At 72.7% G+C, this 23,704-nt stretch carries 22 protein-coding genes; 12 read left to right on the top strand and 10 right to left on the bottom strand.

Going from position 1 to position 23,704, the window contains the following annotated elements; translation table 11 throughout:
• The first annotated feature begins 13 nt into the window (after positions 1–13).
• The 5 genes from dcd (at position 14) to E1212_RS04660 (ending at position 4,691) form a co-directional block, all read left to right on the top strand.
• Positions 14–598: a dCTP deaminase gene (gene dcd, locus E1212_RS04680; RefSeq protein WP_131979835.1), complete on the top strand. Its 585-nt coding sequence runs from the start codon at positions 14–16 to the stop codon at positions 596–598.
• Between the two features lie 62 nt (positions 599–660).
• A complete protein-coding gene (locus E1212_RS04675; RefSeq protein WP_131979833.1) occupies positions 661–2,820 on the top strand; it encodes a (Fe-S)-binding protein in 2,160 nt (719 codons plus the stop codon).
• 248 nt (positions 2,821–3,068) lie between these two features.
• Positions 3,069–3,560, top strand: a complete 492-nt coding sequence (locus E1212_RS04670) for a toxin-antitoxin system HicB family antitoxin (protein ID WP_131979831.1) — start codon at positions 3,069–3,071, stop codon at positions 3,558–3,560.
• 50 nt (positions 3,561–3,610) lie between these two features.
• Positions 3,611–4,456, top strand: a complete 846-nt coding sequence (locus E1212_RS04665; protein WP_131979829.1) for a DUF4097 family beta strand repeat-containing protein — start codon at positions 3,611–3,613, stop codon at positions 4,454–4,456.
• A gap of 34 nt (positions 4,457–4,490) precedes the next feature.
• Positions 4,491–4,691, top strand: a complete 201-nt coding sequence (locus E1212_RS04660) for a hypothetical protein (protein WP_131979827.1) — start codon at positions 4,491–4,493, stop codon at positions 4,689–4,691.
• Positions 4,692–4,772: 81 nt separating this feature from the next.
• Here the strand turns inward: E1212_RS04660 and E1212_RS04655 are convergent, their stop codons facing one another.
• The 5 genes from E1212_RS04655 to E1212_RS04635 all read right to left on the bottom strand — a co-directional run bounded on the left by E1212_RS04655 (position 4,773) and on the right by E1212_RS04635 (position 7,932).
• Positions 4,773–5,867, bottom strand: a complete 1,095-nt coding sequence (locus tag E1212_RS04655) for a YihY/virulence factor BrkB family protein (RefSeq protein ID WP_131979825.1) — start codon at positions 5,865–5,867, stop codon at positions 4,773–4,775.
• An 11-nt stretch (positions 5,868–5,878) separates the two neighbouring features.
• Entirely contained in the window at positions 5,879–6,184 is a 306-nt protein-coding gene (locus tag E1212_RS04650) for a DUF3618 domain-containing protein (protein ID WP_131979823.1), read from the bottom strand.
• A complete protein-coding gene (locus E1212_RS04645; RefSeq protein ID WP_131979821.1) occupies positions 6,184–6,594 on the bottom strand; it encodes a phage holin family protein in 411 nt (136 codons plus the stop codon). The genes E1212_RS04650 and E1212_RS04645 overlap by 1 nt, the downstream gene beginning before the upstream one ends.
• Complete coding sequence (locus E1212_RS04640) at positions 6,560–6,868, bottom strand: YtxH domain-containing protein (protein ID WP_131979819.1); 309 nt, start codon at positions 6,866–6,868, stop codon at positions 6,560–6,562. The genes E1212_RS04645 and E1212_RS04640 overlap by 35 nt, the downstream gene beginning before the upstream one ends.
• A gap of 113 nt (positions 6,869–6,981) precedes the next feature.
• The gene (locus E1212_RS04635) at positions 6,982–7,932 is read right to left on the bottom strand and encodes a helix-turn-helix transcriptional regulator (RefSeq protein WP_131979816.1); all 951 of its coding nucleotides are present in this window, start codon (positions 7,930–7,932) and stop codon (positions 6,982–6,984) included.
• A 95-nt stretch (positions 7,933–8,027) separates the two neighbouring features.
• On the opposite strand from E1212_RS04635, the gene E1212_RS04630 reads away from it, so the two are divergent.
• On the top strand, positions 8,028–8,444 hold the full coding sequence (locus E1212_RS04630) for a VOC family protein (protein ID WP_131979814.1): 417 nt from the start codon (positions 8,028–8,030) through the stop codon (positions 8,442–8,444).
• 3 nt (positions 8,445–8,447) lie between these two features.
• On the opposite strand, the gene E1212_RS04625 is transcribed toward E1212_RS04630, so the two are convergent.
• The gene (locus E1212_RS04625; RefSeq protein WP_131979811.1) at positions 8,448–10,550 is read right to left on the bottom strand and encodes a S9 family peptidase; all 2,103 of its coding nucleotides are present in this window, start codon (positions 10,548–10,550) and stop codon (positions 8,448–8,450) included.
• Between the two features lie 70 nt (positions 10,551–10,620).
• On the opposite strand from E1212_RS04625, the gene E1212_RS04620 reads away from it, so the two are divergent.
• Genes E1212_RS04620 through hutU form a run of 4 tightly spaced genes read left to right on the top strand, consistent with a single transcriptional unit; the run spans position 10,621 to position 15,218 of the window.
• Complete coding sequence (locus E1212_RS04620) at positions 10,621–10,974, top strand: GntR family transcriptional regulator (RefSeq protein ID WP_131979808.1); 354 nt, start codon at positions 10,621–10,623, stop codon at positions 10,972–10,974.
• The gene (locus tag E1212_RS04615) at positions 10,971–11,972 is read left to right on the top strand and encodes a DUF1648 domain-containing protein (protein ID WP_131979805.1); all 1,002 of its coding nucleotides are present in this window, start codon (positions 10,971–10,973) and stop codon (positions 11,970–11,972) included. The genes E1212_RS04620 and E1212_RS04615 overlap by 4 nt, the downstream gene beginning before the upstream one ends.
• Before the next feature lie 23 nt (positions 11,973–11,995).
• Positions 11,996–13,546, top strand: a complete 1,551-nt coding sequence (gene hutH / locus E1212_RS04610; RefSeq protein ID WP_131979803.1) for a histidine ammonia-lyase — start codon at positions 11,996–11,998, stop codon at positions 13,544–13,546.
• A 16-nt stretch (positions 13,547–13,562) separates the two neighbouring features.
• Positions 13,563–15,218: a urocanate hydratase gene (gene hutU, locus E1212_RS04605; RefSeq protein ID WP_131979800.1), complete on the top strand. Its 1,656-nt coding sequence runs from the start codon at positions 13,563–13,565 to the stop codon at positions 15,216–15,218.
• A gap of 91 nt (positions 15,219–15,309) precedes the next feature.
• Here the strand turns inward: hutU and E1212_RS04600 are convergent, their stop codons facing one another.
• Complete coding sequence (locus E1212_RS04600; RefSeq protein ID WP_131979798.1) at positions 15,310–15,906, bottom strand: nitroreductase family protein; 597 nt, start codon at positions 15,904–15,906, stop codon at positions 15,310–15,312.
• A gap of 48 nt (positions 15,907–15,954) precedes the next feature.
• Between E1212_RS04600 and E1212_RS04595 the strand changes: the two genes are divergently transcribed.
• Both E1212_RS04595 and E1212_RS04590 read left to right on the top strand, forming a co-directional pair.
• Positions 15,955–16,992: a hypothetical protein gene (locus tag E1212_RS04595; protein ID WP_131979795.1), complete on the top strand. Its 1,038-nt coding sequence runs from the start codon at positions 15,955–15,957 to the stop codon at positions 16,990–16,992.
• 157 nt (positions 16,993–17,149) lie between these two features.
• Positions 17,150–18,592 (top strand): multidrug effflux MFS transporter, encoded by a 1,443-nt coding sequence (locus tag E1212_RS04590; protein WP_203416387.1) that lies wholly within the window; start codon positions 17,150–17,152, stop codon positions 18,590–18,592.
• 7 nt (positions 18,593–18,599) lie between these two features.
• On the opposite strand, the gene E1212_RS04585 is transcribed toward E1212_RS04590, so the two are convergent.
• The 3 genes from E1212_RS04585 to E1212_RS04575 all read right to left on the bottom strand — a co-directional run bounded on the left by E1212_RS04585 (position 18,600) and on the right by E1212_RS04575 (position 23,055).
• On the bottom strand, positions 18,600–19,631 hold the full coding sequence (locus E1212_RS04585; protein WP_131979792.1) for a lactonase family protein: 1,032 nt from the start codon (positions 19,629–19,631) through the stop codon (positions 18,600–18,602).
• Positions 19,632–19,673: 42 nt separating this feature from the next.
• Positions 19,674–21,008 carry a GGDEF domain-containing protein gene (locus E1212_RS04580; protein ID WP_131979790.1) on the bottom strand — a complete coding sequence of 445 codons (1,335 nt, stop codon included), beginning with the start codon at positions 21,006–21,008 and terminating at the stop codon, positions 19,674–19,676.
• A 787-nt stretch (positions 21,009–21,795) separates the two neighbouring features.
• Complete coding sequence (locus tag E1212_RS04575) at positions 21,796–23,055, bottom strand: MFS transporter (protein ID WP_131979787.1); 1,260 nt, start codon at positions 23,053–23,055, stop codon at positions 21,796–21,798.
• Positions 23,056–23,704 lie beyond the last annotated feature (649 nt).

Here is a 23,704-nt window from a genome sequence, read left to right as displayed (position 1 = left end):
GTAGTGTCCCCACATGCTGCTCTCCGACCGCGACATCCGGGCTGCCGTCGAGTCGAAGCGCGTCGCGCTCGACCCGTTCGACCCGGAGATGATCCAACCGTCGAGCATCGACGTCCGCCTCGACCGGTACTTCCGCGTGTTCGAGAACCACCGGTACCCGCACATCGACCCGGCCGAGGAGCAGCCCGACCTCACCCGCTTGGTCGAGCCGCACGGCGGTGAGCCGTTCGTGCTGCACCCCGGGGAGTTCGTGCTGGCCTCGACCTACGAGACGGTGACCCTGGGCGACGACGTCGCGGCGCGGCTCGAGGGCAAGTCCAGCCTCGGCCGGCTGGGGCTGCTGACGCACTCGACCGCCGGGTTCATCGACCCGGGGTTCACCGGCCACGTCACGCTCGAGCTGTCCAACGTCGCCACGCTGCCGATCAAGCTCTGGCCGGGCATGAAGATCGGCCAGCTGTGCTTCTTCGCGCTCAGCTCGCCGGCCGAGGACCCCTACGGCTCGCAGCGGCACGGCTCCCGCTACCAGGGCCAGCGCGGCCCCACGCCGAGCCGCTCCTATCTGAACTTCCACCGGACACACGTCGAGAGTGCCTAGTGGTTACTCACGGGTAATATGAACCGCGAGACCTGTTCGACCGGCGAGGAGGCCGAGCCCGCATGCAGTACGTCGCGGTAGTCGCCGCTCTTGGGGTGACGGTGTTGGCGTTGGTGGTGTTCACCGACGCGGTGGTGCGAATGCTGCGGGTGGTCCGGCTGGGCGGACCGGCGCCGGGGCGGCGGGAGAACCCGTGGGGGCGGACGCGGACCTTGGTGCGTGAGTTCCTGGGCCACACGAAGATGGCGAAGCGGCCGGTGGTGGCGGTGGCGCACTGGTTCGTGATGGTCGGGTTCTTCGCGTTGTTCTTCACGTTGGTGACGGCGTACGGGCAGTTGTTCGACGCGTACTTCGCGTTGCCGCTGATCGGGCACTGGGTTCCGTTCGAGTGGTTCACCGAGCTGATCGCGTGGACGACGCTGCTCGGGATCGTGGTGTTGACGGTGGTGCGCCAGCGTGAGCATCCGCGCGCTCTGGGGCGCAGGTCGCGGTTCTTCGGGTCGGCGTTCTGGCAGGCCTACTACGTGGAGCTCACCATCGCCGCCATCGCGGCGAGCATCCTGGTGCTGCGCGGGCTGGAGTACCGCCTCTTCGGCGACGGCGAGGTGGTGCATTTCCCGTTGACGGCGTTCGTCGGCTCGCTGTTCGACGGTGTCGGCACCGGTGACGTCGAGCTCGCCGTCCACGTGGTCGCGGCAGTGAAGATCATCGTGTCGTGGGCGTTCTTCACCGTGATCGCGTGGAACCTGACCATGGGTGTGGCGTGGCATCGCGGGCTGGCGTTCGTGAACATCTGGTTCAAGCGCGAGTCCGACGGCGGCCCGGCGCTGGGCGCGGCGAAGCCGTTGACCGTGAACGGCGAGCCGGTCGATCTCGAGGCGCTCGACGACCTGGACGAGGACGCCTCGCTGGGGGTGGGGAAGGTCGAGGACTTCTCCTGGAAGGGGCTGCTCGACTTCTCCACCTGCACCGAGTGCGGGCGGTGTCAGTCGCAGTGCCCGGCGTGGAACACCGACAAGCCGCTGTCGCCGAAGCTGTTCGTGCTGAGCCTGCGCGATCACGCCTACGCGAAGGCCCCCTACCTGCTGGACGCCGAGGCCGCGCCGGCCGACGCCGTCGCGGAGGCCGGCCGGCCGCTGGTCGGCCCGACCGAGGGCGACCCGGCGCGTCCGTCGGGCGGCGGGGTCATCGACCCGGACGTGTTGTGGTCGTGCACCACCTGCGGGGCGTGTGTGGACCAGTGCCCGGTCGACATCGAGCACGTCGACCACATCCTGGACCTGCGCCGCTACCAGACCCTGATCGAGTCGGAGTTCCCGTCGGAGTTGAACGGGTTGTTCAAGAACCTGGAGAAGGCCGGCAACCCGTGGGGCGTCAACGCCTCCAAGCGGATGGACTGGGCCACGGACCTGTCGTTCCCGGTGCAGCGCGTCGGCGTCGAGGTCCAGGACCTGTCCGAGGTGGAGTGGTTGTTCTGGGTCGGATGCGCGGGCGCGTTCGAGGACCGGGCCAAGAAGACCACCCAGGCCGTCGCCGAGCTGCTGCATACCGCCGGGGTGTCCTTCGCCGTGCTCGGCGACGGCGAGACCTGCACCGGCGACCCCGCCCGGCGGTCGGGCAACGAGTTCCTCTACCAGCAGCTGGCCGCGCAGAACATCGACGTGCTGCGCGAGTCCAAAGCGGTGCGGGTGGTGTCGTCCTGCGCGCACTGCTTCAACACCATCAAGAACGAGTACGCCCAGCTCGGCCTGGAGCTGGAGGTGGTGCACCACACCCAGCTGCTCAACCGCCTGGTCCGCGACGGCCGGCTCACCCCGGTCGCCCCCACCGACCCCGAGACCGTCGCCGGGCGCCCGGTCACCTACCACGACCCCTGCTACCTCGGCCGGCACAACCAGGTCTACACCCCGCCCCGCGAGCTCGTCGCTTCCCTCCCCGGGGTCGAGCTGCGGGAGATGCCCCGCAACTCCGAGACCTCGTTCTGCTGCGGCGCCGGCGGCGCGCGCATGTGGATGGAAGAACGCATCGGCACCCGCATCAACACCACCCGCACCACCGAGGCCCTCGACACCGGCGCCCAGGCCATCGCGGTGGGCTGCCCGTTCTGCCACGTCATGCTCTCCGACGGCCTCACGGAGGCCCAAGCCACCGGCCGCGGCCACGACGTCGACGTCCTCGACGTCGCCCAGCTCCTCCTCGCCTCGGTGAAGCGCGGCGCCTGACGCTGTCGTGGCGTCGTCCTGACGTCACCGTGTCGCCACCGCCCGCCGGGTTGGTGTGGCCGGCCTTTGCGCGTGAGCAATCTGCGCGCCGCCTGCGTCGTGGTGCGTCGAGGCACTCATGGCACAGCCGCTCCCGCAGAGGCGCTGACCTGGTCACAGGACTCATGGCGCCATCGCCGCCAGCGCGGCGTCAGTGCTGCGCCAGCATGGCGCTTGACGTGACGCCATACTGACGCCATGATGGCGTCATGGAGCTCACCCAGTACGTCGAAGCGTTGCGCGGCTCGCTGGCCGCGGCCGGGCAGGCCGCCGCCGACGACGTCCGCGACGCGGCCGAGCGGCTGTCGTACGCCGTCGAGCCCTCGCTGCGGCTGACGCTGCTGGAGGCTCTGGGCGACGCGGCCGCCGAGATCACCCACCAACTCGACGACATCGTCGTCGAGGTACGGCTGCGCGGTGGCGACCCCGAGATGGTCGCCACCGAGACAGTCGCCGCTCCGCCCCGCCCACCGCATCCGCCCGTCCCGCCGGTTCCGCCCAGCCCGCCCGAGGACGAGGGCACCTCGCGCGTCTCGCTGCGGCTGCCCGAGACGCTCAAGGTCCGGGTCGAGGAGGCCGCGGCCGCCGAGGGGATGTCCGTCAACGCCTGGCTGATCCGGGCCGTTCTGCAGACCTTCGAGCCGGCCCGGTCGTCGACCCGCGTCAGCGTCGGCCGCAACCTCTCCGGCTGGGTCCGCTGACCAGCGGGCCGGCCGACCATCCGACCGTTCGATCCGCCAGGGAGACTCCCGTGTCCGACATCGTCATGCACACGTTCACCGCCGACGGCCCGATCGGCGTCACCGTCGAGCAGCGCTCCGGCGACGTCGTCGTCACCGCCGCCGACACCACCGAGATCATCGTCGAGCTGCGGCCGGCCGGGCACGACGGCGACGACCTCGCCCAGCGCACCCTGGTCGACTTCCGCTCCGGCGCGCTGCGCATCGAGGTCCCGCGCAGCACGTCGTTCCTCGGCCGTTCCGACTCCGTCGACATCGCCGTCACCGTGCCGGCGGGCAGCACCGTCGACGCCCAGGCCGGCTCCGGCGACATCCGCCTCGACGGCCGGTTCGGCGCCGTCAGCGGGAAGTGCGGGTCCGGCGACATCGCCGTCGACACCTGCGACGACCTGCGGCTGACCACCGGCAGTGGCGACGCCTACGTCAACGAGTGCGCCGGCGCCAGCGTCCGCACCGGGTCGGGTGACATCCGCGTGGGGTCCGCCACCGGCACCGTCGACCTCGAGTCCGGGTCCGGCGGCATCGAGATCGAGCAGCCGCTGCGCGACGGCCGCGCCTCGGCCGCGTCCGGCGACATCCGGGTCAACACCGTCGACGGGCGGATCGAGCTGAAGACGGCATCCGGCGACATCACCGTCCACCGCGCCGTCGAGGGCGACCTGCGCGCCCGCAGCGCCAGCGGCGGCGTCACCGTCGGCATCGTCGCCGGCACCGCCGCCCACCTCGACGTCTCGTCGGTCTCCGGGCCCATCCGGTCCGACCTCGATCGCGCCGATGCCCCCGCCGACTCCGACCGCACCCTGCTGCTCTCGGTCAGCACCGTCAGCGGCGGCGTCCGCCTGCACCGCACCACCTGAGCCCTGTACGCGCCACCGATGAGAGGAGGCCGCCATGACGTACGAGCCCTATGCCGACACCCTGCACCGAGTCCGCGCCGAGGAGCTGCAGCGCGATGCCGTCGCCAGCAGCGTCGCCCGCAGCGCTCGCAGCGCCCGCCGCAGCCGCCGGCTGCGGCGAGCCGCCCGGCTGCTCGACCGCCTGGCCCGCCGGCTCGAGACCCGGGCCGGCACCGTCCGGGCGAGGGTGCTCTGACCCGCCGAAGCCCCCGTGACCATCAGTGATCCCACCACCGTGGAGTGGTGGGATCGCTGATGATCACGGGGGACAGGTCGGTCAGCCGCGTTCCTCGGGCAGCTCGGCGCTGTCACCGCGCGACCGGCGCAACCGGCGGCCACGGCGGACCAGCTGGGCCTGCTTCGCGGCGTCCTTGTCGATCTTCCGGGTGTCGCGCGGCGGCAGCTGGATGGACTCCTCGGCCGGCATGCCGGCCTGCAGCTGCCGCGCCCGCTCGGTCTCGGCGTCGAACTCGGCGCCGAACAGCAGCGCCAGGTTGGTCAGCCAGAGCCACAGCAGGAAGACGATCACACCGGCCAGCGAGCCGTAGGTCTTGTTGTAGGCGCCGAAGTTGGCCACGTACAGGCCGAACGCGGCCGAGCCCAGCCCCCAGGCGAGGATCGCCAGGACGGCGCCCACGCTGATCCAGCGGAACTTCGGCTGGCGCACGTTCGGGGTGCCCCAGTAGAGGATCGCCACGATCATCACGACGACCAGCAGCAGTGCCGGCCACTTGGCGATGTTCCAGACCGTCACCGCGGTGCTGCCGAGGCCGATGGTGTCGCCGACGGCCTGTGCCACCGGCCCGCTGACCACCAGCATCACCGCTGCGGCGATGACCAGCACCATCGTCAGCAGCGTGATGCCGAGCATCTGCGGGCGCAGCTTCCAGAACGGCCGGCCCTCGTCGACGTCGTAGATGCGGTTCATCGCCCGGCCGAACGCGTCGACATAGCCGGACGCCGACCACAGCGCGGCCAGCAGACCGATGACCAGCGCTGCGCCGGCGCCCGGGGCATTGGTGAGCTCATTGATCGGGCCCTCGATGTCGGACGTGACCAGCGACGGCGCGATGTCCTGGACGAGCTGGACCAGCCGGTCGGTGGTCTGCTGGCTGTCCTGGCCGACGAGGGCGGGGAGCGAGGCCAGCGCGACCAGCGCCGGGAACAGCGACAGCATGGCGTAGTACGTCAGCGCCGCCGCCAGGTCCGGGCACTCGTCGTGCAGGAACTCGCGGACGGTGCGCCGGGCGACGTACCGCCACGAGGGCTTCGTCAGCTGGGTGGGGCTGTCCGGCTTGCGCTCATCGTCGGGATGCGGCAGCGCCTCGCGCTGCGACCCCTCCGACGAGTGCCGCCCTGTCTCCGTCGCCATGTCCGTGCCCCTTAGTGGCGGCGCTTCCAGGCGACGGCGCCCGCCACGCCCGCCACGACCACCGTCGCACCGGCAGCGATCATCGTCACCGGCCGCATGGCCAGCAACTTGATGGTCGTGGCCGCGGCGCCGACCTTGCTGCGCGCACTCGCCAGCTTCTCCTGCGCCTGGCTGCGCAGGTCGAGCTTGTGCGAGAGCGCCTCGACGGTCTCGCCGAGGTCGGCGCGGGTGCTCTCGATGTGCTTCTCGATCTCCTCCGGCGTCGCGCCCTTCGGCGGCTCGCCGGTCTTCATGTCGTTCCTCGTGGGAGTGGCCATCAGTGCCTGCTCTCCTTCAGCTCTTCGACATCGCGCTTCACGTTCTCGACCGTGCGCTCGGGCGTGGGCGACGCCTGCCTCGTCTCGCTGCGGCCGACCATCGCGACGATGCCGGCCAGCACGAACAGCACGGCGGCGACGATGAGCGCCGCGGCCCACACCTCGAGGTCGGTCAGCGAGAGCGCCGCGATGGCCGCGCTCACCAGTGCGCCGACACCGAAGAACGCCAGGAGCCCGGCGCCGCCGAACAAGCCGATCCCCGCGCCGGCGTGCTTGGCCTTCTGCGACATCTCCGCCTGGGCGAGCTTCATCTCGTCGCGGATCAGGTGCGACGTCTGCTCCGAGAACTGCTTGATCAGCTCAGCGACGGAGCGGTCATCCTGGCTGCGGGTAGTGTCCGTTGCGGCCATGGGTTCCCACCTCCGTGACGTCGGTGTCGTGCCGCTGCACGGTCGACTTGACCTTGTCTGTGGCGCGGCTTGCGGCGTCGGTGAGCTTCTCCTGGATCTCGGGCGCCCTGGCCTTCACGGCCTCTTGGGCGTCGGTGACCTTCTGCTGGACCTTGGGGTCGTGCCACAACGCGTCGGCGCGCCCCTTGATCTGCTCGTAGCGCTGCCGTCCGGCGCGAGTGCCGAGCACGTACCCGACCGCGGCGCCGGCCAGAAGGATCAGCTTTCCCTTCATGGTCCCTCCCTGGGTTTCGCCGATGTGTGGCGGTTACCCGATCACGACAGCGGTATGCGGGGGCATCCGCGCAGGTCATGAAGGCGAGGAACGTGACGATTGCCGGATTGCGCCTACCGTGCGGCGGCGTGGAACCGGCGGGCGAGCTGCGCGAACGCGTCCCTCAACGCGGGTGGCCCGACCACCTCGACGTCGGCGTCGAAGCGCGCGACGGCCGCGGCGAGACCGGCCCACGACCACGCCCCGAGGACCAGCCGGCTACGGCCCGGGCCGATGTCCTCGACCAGCCCGTCGTACGCGAACGGCGTCACCTCGGCGGCGGGCAGCGCGAGGATGACCTCGCCCCGGCACGGCCAGTCGCCGGTCGGGTCGTCCGAGCCGCGGAACCGGGCGGCCACGAACGCCGCGATGTCGCCGCCGGGCAGCTCGCGGGGGGTGAACCGCCGGCCGGCAGGGATCCGCGGCGTGACCCGGTCGACGCGGAAGACCCGCCAGTCGTCACGGTCGAGATCCCAGGCGACGAGGTACCACCGCCCGCCCCGGGTGACGAGGTGGTGCGGCTGCACCCGCCGCCGGCCCGGCGCTGCGCCGGCGTAGTCGAGACGTAGCTCCGCGCGGTCGCGGACGGCACCGCTGAGGGTCAGCAGCACCTCCGGATCGGCCGCCGGACCGGCCCGGCCGACGGCGGTGACCTGCAGCGCGTCGACGCGGTGGCGCAGGCGGGCGGGCAGCAGCTGGCGGACGGTGCTCAGCGCCCGCGCCGCTCCCTCGGCGACGCCCGCACCCGCTCCGGTGCTCGCGGCGGTCCGCAGCGCGACGGCGAGCGCCACCGCCTGGTCGTCGTCGAACAGCAGCGGCGGCAGCCGGGAGCCCGCCTCCAGCCGGTAGCCGCCGTCGGGGCCCTTGGTGGTCCGGATCGGGTAGCCGAGCTCGCGCAACCGGTCGACGTCGCGGCGGACGGTGCGCGCGCTGACGTCCAGCCGCTCGGCCAGGTCCCGCCCGGGCCAGTCGCGGCGTGCCTGGAGCAGCGAGAGCAGGGCCAGCAGTCGCGCTGAGGTGGTCATGCCGTCCATCGTGCCCCGAGTAGCGGCCACAGTTTGTCCGCTACCGCTGCGACCTTGGGGTTCGTCCACGAATGACCCCTGAAGGAGTAGAGATCATGACCGTCACCGTCGTCCCCCACCTGAACTTCCGCGGCGACGCCCGAGCCGCGCTGGAGTTCTACCGGTCCGCCTTCGGCGGCGAGCTGGTGATCACCACGTATCGGGACATGGGCGCCGTCGAGGACCCCGCCGAGGCCGACCAGGTGGTGTGGGGCCAGGTCACCGGGCCGAACGGGTTCGCCGTCATGGCCTACGACGTGCCCGCGTCGCGGCCGTGGAGCCGCGGCGACGACCCGTTCTTCGTCTCGGTGCGCGGCACCGACGCCGTCGAGCTGACCGCGGCGTGGGAGCGGCTGGCCGACGGCGGCAGCATCCGGCAGCCGCTGGGCCCGGCGCCGTGGGCACCCCTGTACGGGATGCTCACGGACCGGTTCGGCGTGACCTGGGTGCTGGACATCGCCGCTCAGCCGTAGCGGCTACGACCGCGGCGCCGTCGTGTCGATGATGAACGCCAGCGTGAAGGCCTCGTCACGCCAGGCGTCGTAGCGGCCCGACGGCCCGCCGTGGCCCGCGCCCATCTCGGTCTTGAGCAGCAGCGGACGGTCGCCGGTGGCGGTCGCGCGGAGCCGGGCGACCCACTTGGCCGGCTCGTGGTAGCCGACTCGGGGGTCGTTCAGCCCGGCGGTCGCGAGGATGGCCGGATAGGCCCTGGCCTCGACGTTCTCGGTGGGCGAGTACGACTTCATGTAGGCGTAGACCTCGGCGGAGTCGACCGGGTTGCCCCACTCCTCCCACTCGACGACGGTCAGCGGCATCGTCGGGTCGAGGATGGTGTTGAGGGCGTCGACGAACGGCACCTCGCCGACCAGGGTGGCGAACGTCGACTCCGTCAGGTTGGCGACGGCGCCGATGAGCAGCCCGCCGGCGCTGCCGCCGCGCCCGGCCAGCTGGTCATGCGCCGTCCACCCGGCCGAGACCAGGTGCTCGCCGCAGGCCACGAAGTCGGTGAAGGTGTTGCGCTTGCGCAGCAGCTTGCCGTCCTCGTACCAGCGCCGGCCCAGCTCGCCGCCGCCGCGGACGTGCGCGATGGCGAACACGTAGCCGCGGTCGAGCAGCGACAGCCGCGCGATGGAGAACCACGGGTCCATGGACGCCTCGTAGGCGCCGTAGCCGTACAGCACGCACGGCGCGCTGCCGTCGCGCGGGGTGTCGCGCCGCTTGACCAGCGAGATCGGAATACGGGTGCCGTCGGCGGCCGTGGCCCACTCGCGCACCGACTCGTACGCGTCGAGGTCGACGCCGCCGAGCACGGGCTGGCGCTTGCGCAGGGTCAGCTCGCCGCCGGCGATGTCGTAGTCGTAGACCGAGCCCGGCGTGGTGAGCGACGCGTAGCCGAGCCGGAACACCGTCGTGTCGAACTCGGGGTTGCTGCCCGGCCGGACCGTGCGCACCGGCTCGGCGAACTCGATGTCGCGCCCCGGCGCCGCGACGGCGCCGTCGGCCAGCGGCAGGACGTGCAGCTCGGTGCGGCCGTCGCGGCGCATCGAGACCACCAGGTGGCCGGCGAAGGCGTCGACGCCGGTGACCCGGACGCCGAGCTCGTGCGGCAGGACCGGCCGCCAGTTCTCACGCCCGGGCGAGCCGGCGGGCGCCACGACCAGCTCGAAGTCGACGGCGTCGGAGTTGTGGACGATGTAGAAGTGGTCGCCGGTGTGGTCGACGGAGTACTCGACGCCCTGCTCGCGCGGCTGGACGACACGGAACTCGCCGTGCGGGTCGCCGGCCGGCAGCACCCACGTCTCGCTGGTGATCTGGCTGCCCAGCTCGATGACGACGTACTGCTCGCTCCGGGTGAGCCCGACCCCGGCGAAGAACCGCTCGTCGGTCTCTTCGTGCACGACGACGTCGGCCGCGGCCTCGGTGCCCAGCAGGTGCCGCCAGACGCGGTACGGCCGCATGGCGGCGTCGACCGTCGTGTAGAACAGCGCGCCGTTGTCAGTGGTCCAGGCCGAGCCGTAGTAGGTGCCGGGCACCTCGTCGGGCAGCGCGGCGCCGGTCTCGAGGTCCTTGAACCGCAGCGTGTACTTCTCGCCGCCGTCGTAGTCGGTGGAGTAGGCCAGCAGCCGGCCGTCGGGGCTGACGTCGAACGTGCCGAGCGCGAAGTACGGGGAGTCGCCGGCCAGCTCGTTCTGGTCGAGCAGCACCTGCTCGTCGGCGGGCGAGACGATGTCCTCGGCGGGGTCGGCGGGCAGCGCCGGCTCGGTGCGCGAGCGGCAGTGGATGGGGTACTGGCTGCCCTCGAGCGTGCGGGTGTAGTACCACCAGCCGTGGTGGCGCACGGGCACCGAGAGGTCGGTCTCGAGGGTGCGGCTCTTGATCTCGTCGAAGATCTCGGCCTGCAGCGCCTTCGTGTGCGCCGACGCCGCCTCGGTGTAGGCGTTCTCGGCCTCGAGGTAGGCGACGGTGTCGGGGTCGTCGCGGTCCTTCAGCCAGGCGTAGTGGTCGACGACGGTGTCGCCGTGGACGGTCCGTTCGGCGGGGACCTTCTTCGCCACGGGAGGCGCGGGCAGCTCCGGCATGAGGCCGACCGTACCGCACGCCCATCACGGCCAAGTTGTTCTATTAGAGCTAGAACAATACAATCGAAGTGTGCTCATCCGACTCGATCCCGCGTCGCCGGAGCCGCTCTTCGCTCAGCTGGCGGCAGCGGTCCGGGGCGCCATCGCGCGCGGCGAGCTGACCGCGGGGGAGCGGCTGCCCAGCGCGCGCGAGTTGGCCGAGTCGCTGGGCCTCAACGTGCACACCGTCCTGCACGGCTACCAGCGGCTGCGCGACGAAGGGCTGGTCGAGCTGCGCCGCGGCCGTGGTGCGGTGGTCACGCCGTCCGGCGCCGACGGGTTGGCCCGGCTGCGGCACGCCCTGGCCGACGTCACCGCCGAGGCGCGCCGGCTGGGGCTGAGCGCCGGCGAGCTCACGGAGCTGATCCGGAAGGAGTACTCATGACCGAGCAGACCACGAGACCGAGCCGAGGGGTCGTGGCCCGGGCGGTGCTGGCCGCCGCCGGCCTGCCCCTCGTCGCCGGTGCCGTGGGCGTCGTCCTGGTGCGGAGCTGGCGCGACGAGCTGCCCGCCCGGGTGGCCACCCACTGGGGGCTCGACGGGACGGCCGACGGCTTCAGCCGGGCGTCCACCGTGCCCTGGATGGTCGGCGGCTTCGCGGCGGCGTTCGCCCTCGCCGGGCTGGCGCTGGTGCTCGCCGTCCGCGCCGACGGGACGGTCACGCGCGTCGTCGCTGCCACCACGGCCGGTACGACGGCGTTCGTCACGGCCCTGGTCGTGGGGCTGACCGAGCCGCAGCGCGGACTGGCCGACGCCGCCGGCGCTCCGCTTCGAGGTGGCGCCGTGCTGGCGGCCGCCGCGATCGGGGTGGCGGTCGCGGTGCTGGCGGCGCTGCTGGTGCCGCGCTGGCACGCCCGCGGTGGCGAGCTGCCCGCCGACGCGCCCCGGCTGGCGGTCGGCGTCGAGGAGCGGGTGGTGTGGACCCGGTCGGTCGCGTCGGGCAGCCTCCCGGTCGTCGTCCTGGTGGCCGGCGTCGGCGTCACCGCGGTCGTCGCCGTCGTCGGCCGGCAGTGGTGGGTGCTGGCCCTGAGCGCCGTCATGGTCCTCCTGGCCGCGGCGATGTTCTCCATCACGGTCACCGTCGACGAGCGCGGACTGACCGTCCGCGGCCGGTTCGGACGCCCGCGCATGCACACGTCGCTCGACCGCATCGAGCGGGCCGGCACCGTCACCGTCCGCCCGGTCCGCGACTTCGGCGGCTGGGGCTACCGCGTCTCGGCGATGGGCCCGCTGCGGGGAACCCGAGGCTACGTGCTGCGCGGCGGCGAGGCGCTGCTGGTCGAGCGCACCGACGGCGTCCGCACCGTGGTCACCGTCGACGACGCCGCCACCGCGGCCGGGCTGCTCAACGGCCTGCTCGAGCGCCGCTTCGGCGGCGTCTGAGCCGGGTGGCACACAATGACTCGATGAGCGAGCAGCAGCAGGCGGTGCTGGTGGGCACCGGTCCGGTGTCCTTCGACGAGGTTGTGGCGGTGGCGCGCCACAGCGCCGGCGTCGAGCTGGCCGGCGACGCGCGGGCGGCGGTGGCGCGCAGCCGCGAGGTGATCGAGAAGCTGGCCGCCGCCGACCTGCCGTACTACGGCGTGTCGACCGGGTTCGGCGCGCTGGCCACCAGGCACATCCCGGCGGTGAAGCGGGCGGCGCTGCAGCGCAGCCTCATCCGCAGCCACGCCGCCGGGTCCGGCCCCGAGGTCGAGCGTGAGGTGGTCCGCGCGCTCATGCTGCTGCGGTTGTCGACGCTGGCGACCGGGCGCACCGGGGTCAGGTTGTCGACGGCGACGGCGTACGCGCGGCTGCTCGACGCCGGCATCACGCCGGTGGTGCACGAGTACGGCAGCCTCGGCTGCTCCGGCGACCTCGCCCCGCTGGCGCACTGCGCGCTGGCGCTCATGGGCGAGGGTCCGGTGCGCGACGCCTCGGGTGCGCTGGTGGAGGCGTCGACGGCGCTCGCCGCGGCCGGCATCGAGCCGGTCGAGCTGGCCGAGAAGGAGGGGCTGGCGCTGATCAACGGCACCGACGGCATGCTCGGCATGCTGGTGCTGGCGCTGCACGACATCGGTGCGCTGCTGCGGGTGGCCGACGTCGCCGCGGCCATGAGCGTGGAGGCGCTGCTGGGCACCGACCGGGTGTTCGCCGACGACCTGCAGGCGCTGCGGCCGCACCCGGGGCAGCGGGAGTCCGCGGCCAATCTGCGGGCGCTGCTGGCCGGGTCGGCGGTGGTCGAGAGCCACCGCGGGCCGGACTGCACGCGGGTGCAGGACGCGTACTCGCTGCGCTGCTCGCCGCAGGTGCACGGCGCCGTCCGCGACACCGTCGAGCACGCGTCGCTGGTCGCATCGCGGGAGCTGGCGGCCGCCGTCGACAACCCCGTCGTCACGCCCGATGGGCGGGTGGAGTCCAACGGCAACTTCCATGGCGCTCCGGTGGGGTACGTGCTCGACTTCCTGGCCATCGCGGCCGCCGACCTCGCGTCGATCAGCGAGCGGCGCACCGACCGGTTCCTCGACGTCGCCCGCAACGCCGGGCTGCCGCCGTTCCTGGCCGACGACCCCGGCGTCGACTCCGGCCACATGATCGCCCAGTACACCCAGGCCGGCATCGTGTCGGAGCTGAAGCGGCTGGCGGTGCCGGCGTCGGTCGACTCCATCCCGTCCAGCGCCATGCAGGAGGACCACGTCTCCATGGGTTGGGCGGCCGCGCGCAAGTTGCGCCGCGCCGTCGACGGGGTCGCCCGGGTGCTGGCGGTCGAGCTGCTGACCGCGGCCCGGGCGCTGGACCTGCGGGCGCCGCTGACCCCGGCGGCCGGCACCGGCGCCGTCCGCGACCTGATCCGCGAGCACGTCCCCGGGCCCGGCCCGGACCGTCACCTCGCCCCGGAGATCGAGGCAGTGCTCGGCCTGGTCCGCTCCGGCGCGGTCACCCGGGCCGCGGCCGGCGCCGTCGGCGACCTCCGCTGATGAGAAGGAGAACGACATGAACGCACCCCGACCCGTCCGCGCCCCGCGGGGGACTCAGCTGACCGCACAGGGCTGGCCGCAGGAGGCGGCGCTGCGGATGCTGCAGAACAACCTCGATCCGGAGGTGGCCGAGCACCCGGACGAGCTGGTCGTCTACGGCGGCACCGGCAAGGCCGCGCGGGACTGGCCGTCGTTCGACGCGCTGGTGCGTACGCTGACCACGCTGCGCGGCGACGAGACCATGCTGGTGCAGTCCGGGCGCCCGGTGGGGGTGCTGCCGACGCACGAGTGGGCGCCGCGGGTGCTGATCGCCAACTCCAACCTGGTCGGCGACTGGGCCACGTGGGACGAGTTCCGCCGGCTCGAGGCGCTCGGGTTGACGATGTACGGGCAGATGACGGCCGGGTCGTGGATCTACATCGGCACCCAGGGCATCCTGCAGGGCACCTACGAGACGTTCGCCGCGGTCGCGGCGAAGCGGTTCGGCGGGTCGCTGGCCGGCACCGTCACGCTCACCGCCGGGTTGGGCGGCATGGGCGGCGCGCAGCCGCTGGCGGTCACGATGAACGGGGGCGTGGCGCTGGTGGTCGAGTGCGATCCGTCGCGCATCACCCGGCGCATCGAGCACGGCTACCTCGACGTGCAGGCCGCGTCGGTCGACGACGCGCTGCGGCTGGCCGGCGAGGCGCGCCGCGACCGCCGGGCCGTGTCGATCGGGGTGCTCGGCAATGCCGCCGAGGTGGTGCCGGACCTGCTGGCTCGTGGGGCGCAGATCGACGTCGTCACCGACCAGACGTCGGCGCACGACCCGCTGGCCTACCTGCCCGTGGGGGTGGCGTTCGAGGACTGGGCGGGGGAGCGGGCGAAGGACCCGGCCGGCTTCACGCGGCGGGCGCGCGAGTCGATGGCCGCTCATGTGGAGGCGATGGTCGGCTTCCTCGACGCCGGTGCGGAGGTGTTCGACTACGGCAACTCCATCCGCGGCGAGGCGCAGCTGGCCGGGTACGAGCGGGCGTTCGCGTTCCCGGGGTTCGTGCCCGCCTACATCCGGCCGCTGTTCTGCGAGGGCAGGGGGCCGTTCCGGTGGGCCGCGCTGTCCGGCGACCCCGCCGACATCGCCGCCACCGACCGCGCCGTGCTCGAGCTGTTCCCCGGCAACGAGCCGCTCGAGCGGTGGATCCGGCTGGCCGGCGAGAAGGTGCAGTTCCAGGGGCTCCCGGCGCGCATCTGCTGGCTCGGCTACGGCGAGCGCGACGTCGCCGGGCTGCGGTTCAACGACATGGTGGCGTCAGGCGAGCTGTCCGCGCCCGTCGTCATCGGCCGCGACCACCTCGACGCCGGCTCCGTCGCCTCGCCCTACCGCGAGACCGAGGCCATGGCCGACGGCTCCGACGCCATCGCCGACTGGCCGCTGCTGAACGCGCTGGTCAACACCGCGTCCGGGGCGAGCTGGGTGTCCATCCACCACGGCGGCGGGGTCGGCATGGGGCGGTCCATCCACGCCGGGCAGGTCACCGTCGCCGACGGCACCGCGCTGGCCGGCGAGAAGATCGCCCGGGTGCTCTCCAACGACCCCGCCATGGGCGTCATCCGCCACGTCGACGCCGGCTACGACCACGCCGCCGACGTCGCCGCCGACCGCGGCGTGCGCATCCCCATGCGCGAGGGCTGAGCCGCGCGTGCCCGTGAGCGGCCCGATCAACAGCCCTCGCCGACCCGGCCCGCCGGGCGAGCCGGAGGCGACCGTCCGCTGGGAGATCAGCTCACCAGCCGCCGCGGTGGACGACGGCGTCGAGGTCGCGGCGGCCGCGGCGCAGGGACGGCGACTTCCGGTCCGCCGCGCGGTGGCCGACGCTGATGACCCCGATCGGCTTGTGGTCGTCCGGCACCCCGAACTCGGCCCGGAAGCCGCCGACCCGCTCGGGCGGGATGCCGAAGAAGCACGCCCCCAGGCCCTCGTCGACGACGGTGAGGAGCATGAGCAGGCCGGCCATGCCGGTGTCGATGTCCCAGTACGGCGCCGGCCAGCGGGCCTCGTCGCGGTCGGTCCAGCCCTTGTCGGGCTCCGCGTACCGGTCGAGGTAGGCCGCCTTCGACGACAGCGGCACGATGAGCACCGGGGCCCGCCGCAGGCCGGCGGACCACGAGTCGGTGCCCTCGCCGGGCGGGGTCGCGGCGACCCAGAACCGCGCCACGTCCTCGGGGGTGTCGAGGAGCAGGAAGGCCCAGCCCTGGCTGAAGCCGGCGCTCGGCGCGTGCAGCCCGGCGGTGAGGATGCGGTCGACGACGGCCGGGTCGACCGGCTCGTCGGTGTAGTTGCGGACCATGCGGCGGCGGGTGACGACGTCGGCGAACTCCATGGCCGACATCATGGCCGACTGCGGGCCGGACCCTCCTATGATGCTCGAATGGCGATCTTCCGGCGCAAGACCAGGGGGGCCGACGACCCCCGGCCCGCGATCGCCCGGTTCTGGGCATGGTGGTCCGAGAGCCGCGACGACGTCCTCGCCGCGTACGAGGAGAAGCGCTCCGACGATCTCATCGAGCTGCTGCGCCCGCCGGTCGCCGCCATCGACCCGTCGCTCAACTGGGAGGTGTCGCCCAGCTCGGCGAAGCGGTTCACGCTGGTGGTGTCCAGCGGCGGCAAGGCCGAGCTGCGCGGCGTGACGGAGCGCTGGGCCCTGGCCGCCCCCGACGACCCCGACGTCGAGTTCGCACCCGTGCGCCGGGCCGACCCCGCGCTGTTCGACTCCGTCGTCATGAAGGTCGACGACTACGACATCGAGCTGCGCGAGCTGGTCGCCGGCACCCGGGTCGACGTGCAGCACGGTGTGCTCGACGTCGTCATCCACCATCCGCTGTTCCCGCTGCTCGACAAGGAGCACCGCCTCTCCGTCGCGTTCCACGGCCTCGACGCCGCGCTCGGCGAGGACGAGGCCGAGCGATGGATCGGCGAGGTCGAGGTCTCGGCCGACACCCCCATCGACGCCATCCCGGTGTCCATGCTGGGGACGGTGGTCGGCCAGCTGCGCCCGTCCGGCGAGACATGGGCGACGCTGCGCGGCGCCGGCCGCAAGGGCCCCGTCGTCGCGTTGGTGCGCCGTCCGCTCGACCGCGTGGAGCGCCCGCTCGCCGACACCCACATCGCCGTCGTCCTCGGCTACCCGCCCGGCCCCGACGGCCAGCCGCTCGCGACCGGCATCCTCGACGACGCCGACGAGGTCGTGCGGCGCGCGCTGGCCGAGCTCGGCGGCGAGGGCCCGCGCGTCATCCACGTCGGCCGGGTCACCGGCGGCGGGCAGATCGTCGTGCACTTCTACGTCGACGGCCTCGAGGTCGACCCCTCCGGCGTCGGCCAGGTGCTGCCGCTCTGGACGCACGGCACCGCGACGCTGCAGACCCGTCCCGACCCCGGCTGGAAGGCCGTCGCGCCGCTGCTGCGCTGACAGGGGAGCCAGCCGGGCGCGGTGCGCCTCGTCACACGACAGGCACTGTCGGAATGTCAGCGGCGTCTGGCACAGTTGTTGATGGCGGTTTCCGCGCCGCAGGCGTCGCGGGCCAGTCGACCCTCCACTCGTGCACATCCTCTGGAAGAGGTTGCCCTTGCCTGCGCGCACTCGCGCCGTGCCGGACGCCGACGGCGGCACCGGCCTGTCCCGCAGCGCGATGATCCGCCGGGTCCTCGTGCTCGGCGCGCTCACCGCACTCGGCCCGCTGACCATCGATCTCTACCTGCCCGCGTTCCCGGACATCGCCGGCGACCTGGGGGCCACCGAGGCGCAGGTCCAGCTGACGCTCACCGGGACGTTGCTCGGCTTCGCCGTCGGCCAGCTCATCCTCGGGCCGTGGTCCGACGCCGTCGGCCGCCGCCGTCCGCTCATCGCCGCCACCCTGATGCACGTGGTGGCGTCGCTGCTGTGCGCCCTCGCGCCCACCATCGAGGTTCTCGGGGTCTTCCGCGTGCTGCAGGGCATGGCCGCCGCGGCCGGCGCCGTCGTCTCGATGGCCGTGGTCCGCGACCTCTACACCGGGCTGCCGGCCGTGCAGCTGCTGTCGCGGCTCATGCTGGTCACAGGCGTCGCGCCGGTGCTCGCGCCGACGCTGGGCGGCCAGGTGCTGCAGTTCACCGACTGGCGCGGCGTCTTCTGGGTGCTCGCCGCCCTGGGCCTCGGGCTGGTCGCCGTCGTCGTGTTCGGGCTCGAGGAGACGCTGCCCGAGGACCGGCGCCGCTCCGGCGGCATCGCCGACACCGTCCGCACCTACGGCTCGATCCTGCACGAGCGCGCCTTCGTCGGTCTCATACTCACCGGCGGGCTGATGATGGCAGCGCTGTTCGGCTACATCGCCGGCTCGTCCTTCGTGTTCCAGGACGTCTTCGGGCTGTCCGAGCAGGGCTACGGCATCCTGTTCGGCGTCAACTCGCTCGGCCTGATCATCGCCACGCAGCTCAACGCGCGGTTGGTCCGGCGGGTGCGGCCGCAGTGGATCGTGGCCGGAGCGCTGGTCGCGGCGTCGTCGGCGGCCGCGCTGATGCTGGTGTTCGCGGCCACCGGGGCGCTCGGCATCTACGGCATCGCCGTCCCGCTGTTCGTCATCCTCACCTCGGTCGGCTTCACCATGCCGAACATCCCGGTGCTCGCCCTGGCCCGCCACAGCCGGTCGGCGGGAACGGCGGCGGCCCTGCTCGGCGCGATGAACTTCGCCGTCGGCGCGGTCAGCGCGCCGCTCGTCGGGGCGTTCGGCTCCGGGTCGGCGGTGCCCATGGCGGGCGTCATGCTGGGCATGTCCGTGCTGGCGGTCGCCGCGATGTTCCTCATCGCCCGGCCCCGGCACCTCACCGGCCTCGAGCCCGACCCGCCCATCACCGGCCAGACGCCGCCCGTGGCGCCCGAGCCGCACCTGCCGCGCGAGACCGCGACGGCCGGGCGACGGCGCCGCCTGGGCCGGCTCTCGCCCGACCGCGCCCACCGTCCGGCCACCGCGCACGACACCGTCCGCGACCGCCCGGCGCGGCAGCGGTCCCGGTGGCAGCGGTCGCGGTCCTGACGCCGCGTCAGCCGAACAGGACGCTCGACGGGCTCGGCGTGCTGAGCACCTGACCGGTCGGCTCGGGCACGCCGGTCCGCTGGTCGACGCGGAACGAGACTAGCTGGTCGGAGAACTGGTTCGCGACGTAGAGGTACCGACCGTCCGGGTCGAGCTCGATGTCGCGGGGGTGCACGCCGCCGCACGGAACGGTCGCCACCAGCTCGACGGCGGGCCCGTCGGCGGACAGGACGGCGATGTCGTCGACGACCCGGTTGGCCACGTACAGGAACCGGCCGTCGGGGCTCAGCCGGATGGCCGACGGGTAGCTGGGGCCGCGGCCGTCGTCGACGTGCGTGGCGACGTCGGCGACCACGGCGTCCGCCGCGGGCGCCGTCAGGTCCAGGACGGTCACGGTCGAGGCGAGCTCGGTGACGACGTAGGCGTACGGCTCGCTCAGCACGAGGTGCCGCGGCCCCGATCCTGGCGCGAGCCGGATCTCGTCGTCGAGTGACAACCGGCCGGTGGCCTCGTCGAGCCGGTACCGGTAGACGGTGTCGGTGCCGAGGTCGGCGGCCAGCACGTGGCCGCGAACGGGGTCGGTGACGATCATGTGCGCGTGCGGGCCGGCCTGGCGGTCCGGGTCGGCGCCTTCGCCCTCGTGCTGGACGACGTGCGTCGCCTCGCCGAGGGCGCCGTCGGGTCCGATGGGGTGGACGCTGATCGAGCCGGAGCCGTAGTCGGCGGTCAGCAGATGCCGTCCGCTCGGATGGACGGAGAGGTGGCAGGGTCCGTTTCCGCCGGTCGGGCGCGGGACGCCCAGCGGGCGGACGCCGTCGTCGCCGGGCACCCACGCGCTGACGGCGCCGGCCGCGGTCTCGTGGACGGCGTAGAGCACCCGGCCGTCGGGCGACAGGGCCAGGTACATGGGGTCATCGACGCCGGCGAGGGCCGACTCGTCGAGCGGCGTGACCACACCCGTGTCGATGTCGGCGACGGTGACGCCGGCCGCCGGGCTGCCCTGGCCGGCCGACGTGGCGGCCCCGATGAATGCGCGCATCAGTCCATCATTCCGGAGCGGTGCGGGGTGCCGGAGCGGGGGTCAGGACGTCGCCGACGGCGGCTCGGCCCGGTGCGGCAGCGGCTGCTGGCTCGGACCGGCCGGCTGGTCGGCACCACTGAGCCGGACGGTGTTGCGCCCGGCGTTCTTGGCCGCGTAGAGGGCGGTGTCGGCGGCCAGCAGCAGCTCGTCGAGGCTGTTGATGGCGGGCGACGGGAAGACGGCGCCTCCGACGGAGGCCGTGACCGTGGCGTCGCCGGTCTGCGTGAGGTGCGCCGGGGGCTCGACCACGACGGACTGGATGCGCCGGCGGATGCGCTCGGCCACGTTGCGCAGGTTGGTGCGGTCGCCGACGTCGGGCAGCACGACCACGAACTCCTCGCCGCCCCAGCGGCCGCAGGCGTCCTCGTTGCGGATCTCGGCGATGAGCTCTTCGGCCACCGCCTTGAGGACGCGGTCGCCGTGCGGGTGGCCGAAGGTGTCGTTGAGCCGCTTGAAGTGGTCGAGGTCGACGATGAGCAGGCCCAGCGTGCTGCCGTGGTCGCGGGCGCGCACGAGGGCCTGTTCGGCGAAGTCGTGCCACCAGCCGGCTGTGGAGAGGCCGGTCTTGGCGTCGGTGCGCGAGGCCTGCTGGTACTGGTTGACCAGGATGCCGCGGTGCAGGGCGACCATGGCGATGACGATGCCCGGCATGACGAACGGGTTGGCCACCACGATGGCCGCAGCTACCAGCCCGAGGCCCATGGCGCCGGCCTCGAGCATCTGCTCGCCGAAGTTGGAGAACAGCTCGCGGGCCTGGATGTTGGGCTTGCTGAGCGCGATGGCGGCCATGATCAGCGCGACGTTGAGGCCCCACCGCAGCGTGGCCGCCAGCACGATGATGCCGAGGTCGGCGAGGCCGTCGAGCCCGGCCGTGGCGGGCGCCCCGGGGTAGGAGTGCATACCGAGCGCGAGCACCGCGACCGCCGCCTGGGTGCCGCAGAGCACCGTCGCGCCGGAGAACGTCCACCGGTACACCAGGCCGCCGGGCCGCTCGTGCTGCACGCGGGTCCAGGAGAGCACATAGGTCAGGACCACCATGAGCGTGGCGAAGACGGGCGGCAGCACGATGACCGCCGCGAAGCTCCAGACCGCCTTGGTGTCGATGTAGGCGACCGAGCTGCTGTGCCCGTAGACCCGGCGCCGCTCGATGTGGCGGGTGAGCTCGATGGCGATGACCGCGCAGACCGCCAGGATGGCGAACCGGGTGAGGTCGGTGGTGGTGACGGGGAACAGGAAAGCGGTTCCGACACTGGTGCCGACGGCCACGGCGGACACGAGGAGCACGAGGATCCGGACCGGCGCTGGCGCCTGCCAGAGGGCCCAGCCCGCGACCACCTTCCGTGCTCGCCGAATCAAGCCGTGCACTCGCGTTCACCTGCGCAGTTAGCCGGGGTCATGCGGGGTGGGCACATAGTAGCTGAATTCCGGACGTTCTGTCGCCGCCGGGGTCGGCGACAATGAGTGCACAAATGCGGGCGTTTGCCGCACTCTCGACCATGCGAACGCGACGCCGCGGAAGGAGAGCTCGCCCGATGTGCGACGGCGCCCGAACCGAGGCTGCCCTGACGCGAGACGGGGAGGTCACAGCGATGCGCGACAACACCTGGACCTGACCGGCACCACCGCACCCACAACGACCAGGCGGAGGGAGAAGTGCCATGCGCGACAACACCTGGACCTGAGCGACGAACCCCGCTCACAGCCGGCACGAGGACGAAGGGAGACCCGTCATGCGCGACAACACCTGGACGTGAGGCGGACCGGACAGCACCCGAGCGGAGCGAGAGGAGACGTGCCATGCGCGACAACACCTGGACCTGAGTCGGAGCGGACCTGGACCCATCGGACGGAGAGGAGCGGGACATGCGTGACAACACCTGGACGTGAGAACCGGCTGTCCATGACGCCCGAGGCACGCGAAGGAGGAGCGGGACATGCGCGACAACACCTGGACGTGAACGAACAGCACGGCGCCCGAGCGGAGCGAGAGGAGCGGTGACATGCGCGACAACACCTGGACGTGAACGAACAGCACGGCGCCCGAGCGGAGCGAGAGGAGCGGTGACATGCGCGACAACACCTGGACCTGAGGTCCCACAGTGCGTCGGAATCAGCCGGTCGTTCATGGCCGGCCGGGAATGTCGGCCTCGCCCTGGGGTGGTGGATGGGCGCGGGGCGGGGCCAGTCGTGACCACCGGTGCCATGCGGCCGCGGCAGCGAGGACTCCCAGCACCGCCGCGACGAGAATGATCGTCGAGGGCGTCAGCAGCTGGGCCAGGATGCCCGCGGCGATGATGGCGACACCCTGTGCCGCCCGGAGAGCGGCGATCGCGAGCCCGACCGCCTGACCGCGGCAGTGCGCGGGGACGGACTCGACGTAGGTGGCCTGGACCACCATGTCGTGGGCGGAGCACGCCCCGCTGACGGTCCACAGCAGCACCGTCACGGCGAGCCCGGGCGTCCAGCCCGTCGGGATGAGCACGAGGCTGCTGGCCACCGCGAGCGGGCCCATGAGCGCCAGCCGCCGGTCCGGCCGGACCCGGCGCAGCAGCAGCATCCCGATGACGGTGCCGACGGGGTTGGCCACCAGCAGCCAGCCGACGCCGGCCGGGCCGGTGCCGAGTTCCGCCGCATACGGCACGGCGAGCCCTTCGGGCACGACGTAGAACCCCGAGCAGCAGGCGATGGCGAGCAGCGTCAGCAGCCGCGGGTCGCCGGCCACGACCCGCCAGCCGGCCCGGATGGTCGCCCACTGACCGGCGCCGGCCGTCCGCGGGTCGACGGCGGGGGCGACGGGGTGGTGCGGGCCGACGCCGCGGGCGATCAGCAGCGCCGACAGCGCGAATGTCGCCGCGTTGATCAGCAGCGCCGCGGAGACGCCCAGCTGGGCCACCAGCGCCGCGCCCGCGCCGAACCCGACGACGAGCGCCACCTGGTACGTCATCGAGAAGATCCCCAGGCCGAGCGTGAGCCGGTCGCCGCTCAGGATGTCCGGCAGCGCCGCCTGCCGTGCGGCCGAGAACGGCGCCGTCAGCAGCTGGACCACGACCAGCAGCGCCATCTGCCCGGCCAGCGGGACGCCGGGGACGGCCATGATCGCCACGAGGCCGGCCCGGGCGAGGTCGGTCACCACCATGACGCCGCGGCGGGAGAAGCGGTCGGCGAGCCCGGCCAGCGCCGCGCCGCCGACGAGGTCCGGCAGGTAGGTCAGCGCGTAGGTGAGCGCCGCCAGCCCGGCCGACGCCGTCCGGTCGAACACCAGCAGCGTGAGCGCCACGCGGGCGAGCTGGTCCCCGACGACCGACAGCAGGTGCGCGGACCACAGCCAGCGGAACTCGGTCGCCGCGAACGCCTCGCGGTAGGAAGCCGGGGAAACAGACATTTGTGGAGAGTCTGACCGGTCCGATGACGACGGGCAAGATCGAGTTCACAGTTCGTCGACGGGCGGTGCGCCCGCCCGGTCCGGCGGGCCCGTGCGCCCGTGACCCGGCGCGGACGGCCGCGCCGGAGCCCGCGTCGTCGCCGGTGAGCGGCACCGACATCCATTGCGCGCCTCGGGCCGATTCCCGAGGCGGGCATTGCGCCGAAACGAAAATGCGCCGAGGGAATCGTATTCTCGGTTCGCCTGGGAAAAACGCCCGTTTCGCTTCACGGCACCATTACGGGGCGTTATGGTCCGGTGTCGTGGCCGACGTGCGGAAAGAGGCGGCGTCGCCAGGTCCGCACCGCCTCTGAGCTGGAGAACAGTGACGTAGAGTGAGTTTTCGATCACGGAGCGTCACGCTCCCGGCAGGCGTGATTCCGCTACTCTGCGTCACATTTTGTTACGCAAAGTAGTTGTTGCGCGATGGGTTTCTCGTGTCTATTCTCTAATCATCCGCACCAGCAATTCGGTGCTCTGGTCCAATTCGTTGGATAGGTCATGAGGGACGGGGATGCCGCGAAAGTGGCTCCTCAGACCGTAGGAGCAGCGAGTGGCGGTGCGACTCACGGCCTCCGGGCCGTGACCTTGGACCGGTACGGCCCTCCGC

The sequence above is a fragment of the Jiangella ureilytica genome, from assembly GCF_004348545.1.
GTDB classification, from domain to species: domain Bacteria; phylum Actinomycetota; class Actinomycetes; order Jiangellales; family Jiangellaceae; genus Jiangella; species Jiangella ureilytica.
The sequence above is the reverse complement of the archived record's forward strand: the minus strand, read 5'-3'. Positions and strand labels throughout refer to the sequence as shown.

Coding starts and splice junctions, on each gene's coding strand:
- dcd (WP_131979835.1), top strand. CDS start 14: ATGCTGCTCTCCGACCGCGACATCCGGGCTGCCGTCGAGTCGAAGCGC.
- E1212_RS04675 (WP_131979833.1), top strand. CDS start 661: ATGCAGTACGTCGCGGTAGTCGCCGCTCTTGGGGTGACGGTGTTGGCG.
- E1212_RS04670 (WP_131979831.1), top strand. CDS start 3,069: ATGGAGCTCACCCAGTACGTCGAAGCGTTGCGCGGCTCGCTGGCCGCG.
- E1212_RS04660 (WP_131979827.1), top strand. CDS start 4,491: ATGACGTACGAGCCCTATGCCGACACCCTGCACCGAGTCCGCGCCGAG.
- E1212_RS04655 (WP_131979825.1), bottom strand. CDS start 5,867: ATGGCGACGGAGACAGGGCGGCACTCGTCGGAGGGGTCGCAGCGCGAG.
- E1212_RS04650 (WP_131979823.1), bottom strand. CDS start 6,184: ATGGCCACTCCCACGAGGAACGACATGAAGACCGGCGAGCCGCCGAAG.
- E1212_RS04645 (WP_131979821.1), bottom strand. CDS start 6,594: ATGGCCGCAACGGACACTACCCGCAGCCAGGATGACCGCTCCGTCGCT.
- E1212_RS04640 (WP_131979819.1), bottom strand. CDS start 6,868: ATGAAGGGAAAGCTGATCCTTCTGGCCGGCGCCGCGGTCGGGTACGTG.
- E1212_RS04635 (WP_131979816.1), bottom strand. CDS start 7,932: ATGACCACCTCAGCGCGACTGCTGGCCCTGCTCTCGCTGCTCCAGGCA.
- E1212_RS04630 (WP_131979814.1), top strand. CDS start 8,028: ATGACCGTCACCGTCGTCCCCCACCTGAACTTCCGCGGCGACGCCCGA.
- E1212_RS04625 (WP_131979811.1), bottom strand. CDS start 10,550: ATGCCGGAGCTGCCCGCGCCTCCCGTGGCGAAGAAGGTCCCCGCCGAA.
- E1212_RS04615 (WP_131979805.1), top strand. CDS start 10,971: ATGACCGAGCAGACCACGAGACCGAGCCGAGGGGTCGTGGCCCGGGCG.
- hutH (WP_131979803.1), top strand. CDS start 11,996: ATGAGCGAGCAGCAGCAGGCGGTGCTGGTGGGCACCGGTCCGGTGTCC.
- hutU (WP_131979800.1), top strand. CDS start 13,563: ATGAACGCACCCCGACCCGTCCGCGCCCCGCGGGGGACTCAGCTGACC.
- E1212_RS04600 (WP_131979798.1), bottom strand. CDS start 15,906: ATGGAGTTCGCCGACGTCGTCACCCGCCGCCGCATGGTCCGCAACTAC.
- E1212_RS04595 (WP_131979795.1), top strand. CDS start 15,955: ATGGCGATCTTCCGGCGCAAGACCAGGGGGGCCGACGACCCCCGGCCC.
- E1212_RS04585 (WP_131979792.1), bottom strand. CDS start 19,631: ATGCGCGCATTCATCGGGGCCGCCACGTCGGCCGGCCAGGGCAGCCCG.
- E1212_RS04575 (WP_131979787.1), bottom strand. CDS start 23,055: ATGTCTGTTTCCCCGGCTTCCTACCGCGAGGCGTTCGCGGCGACCGAG.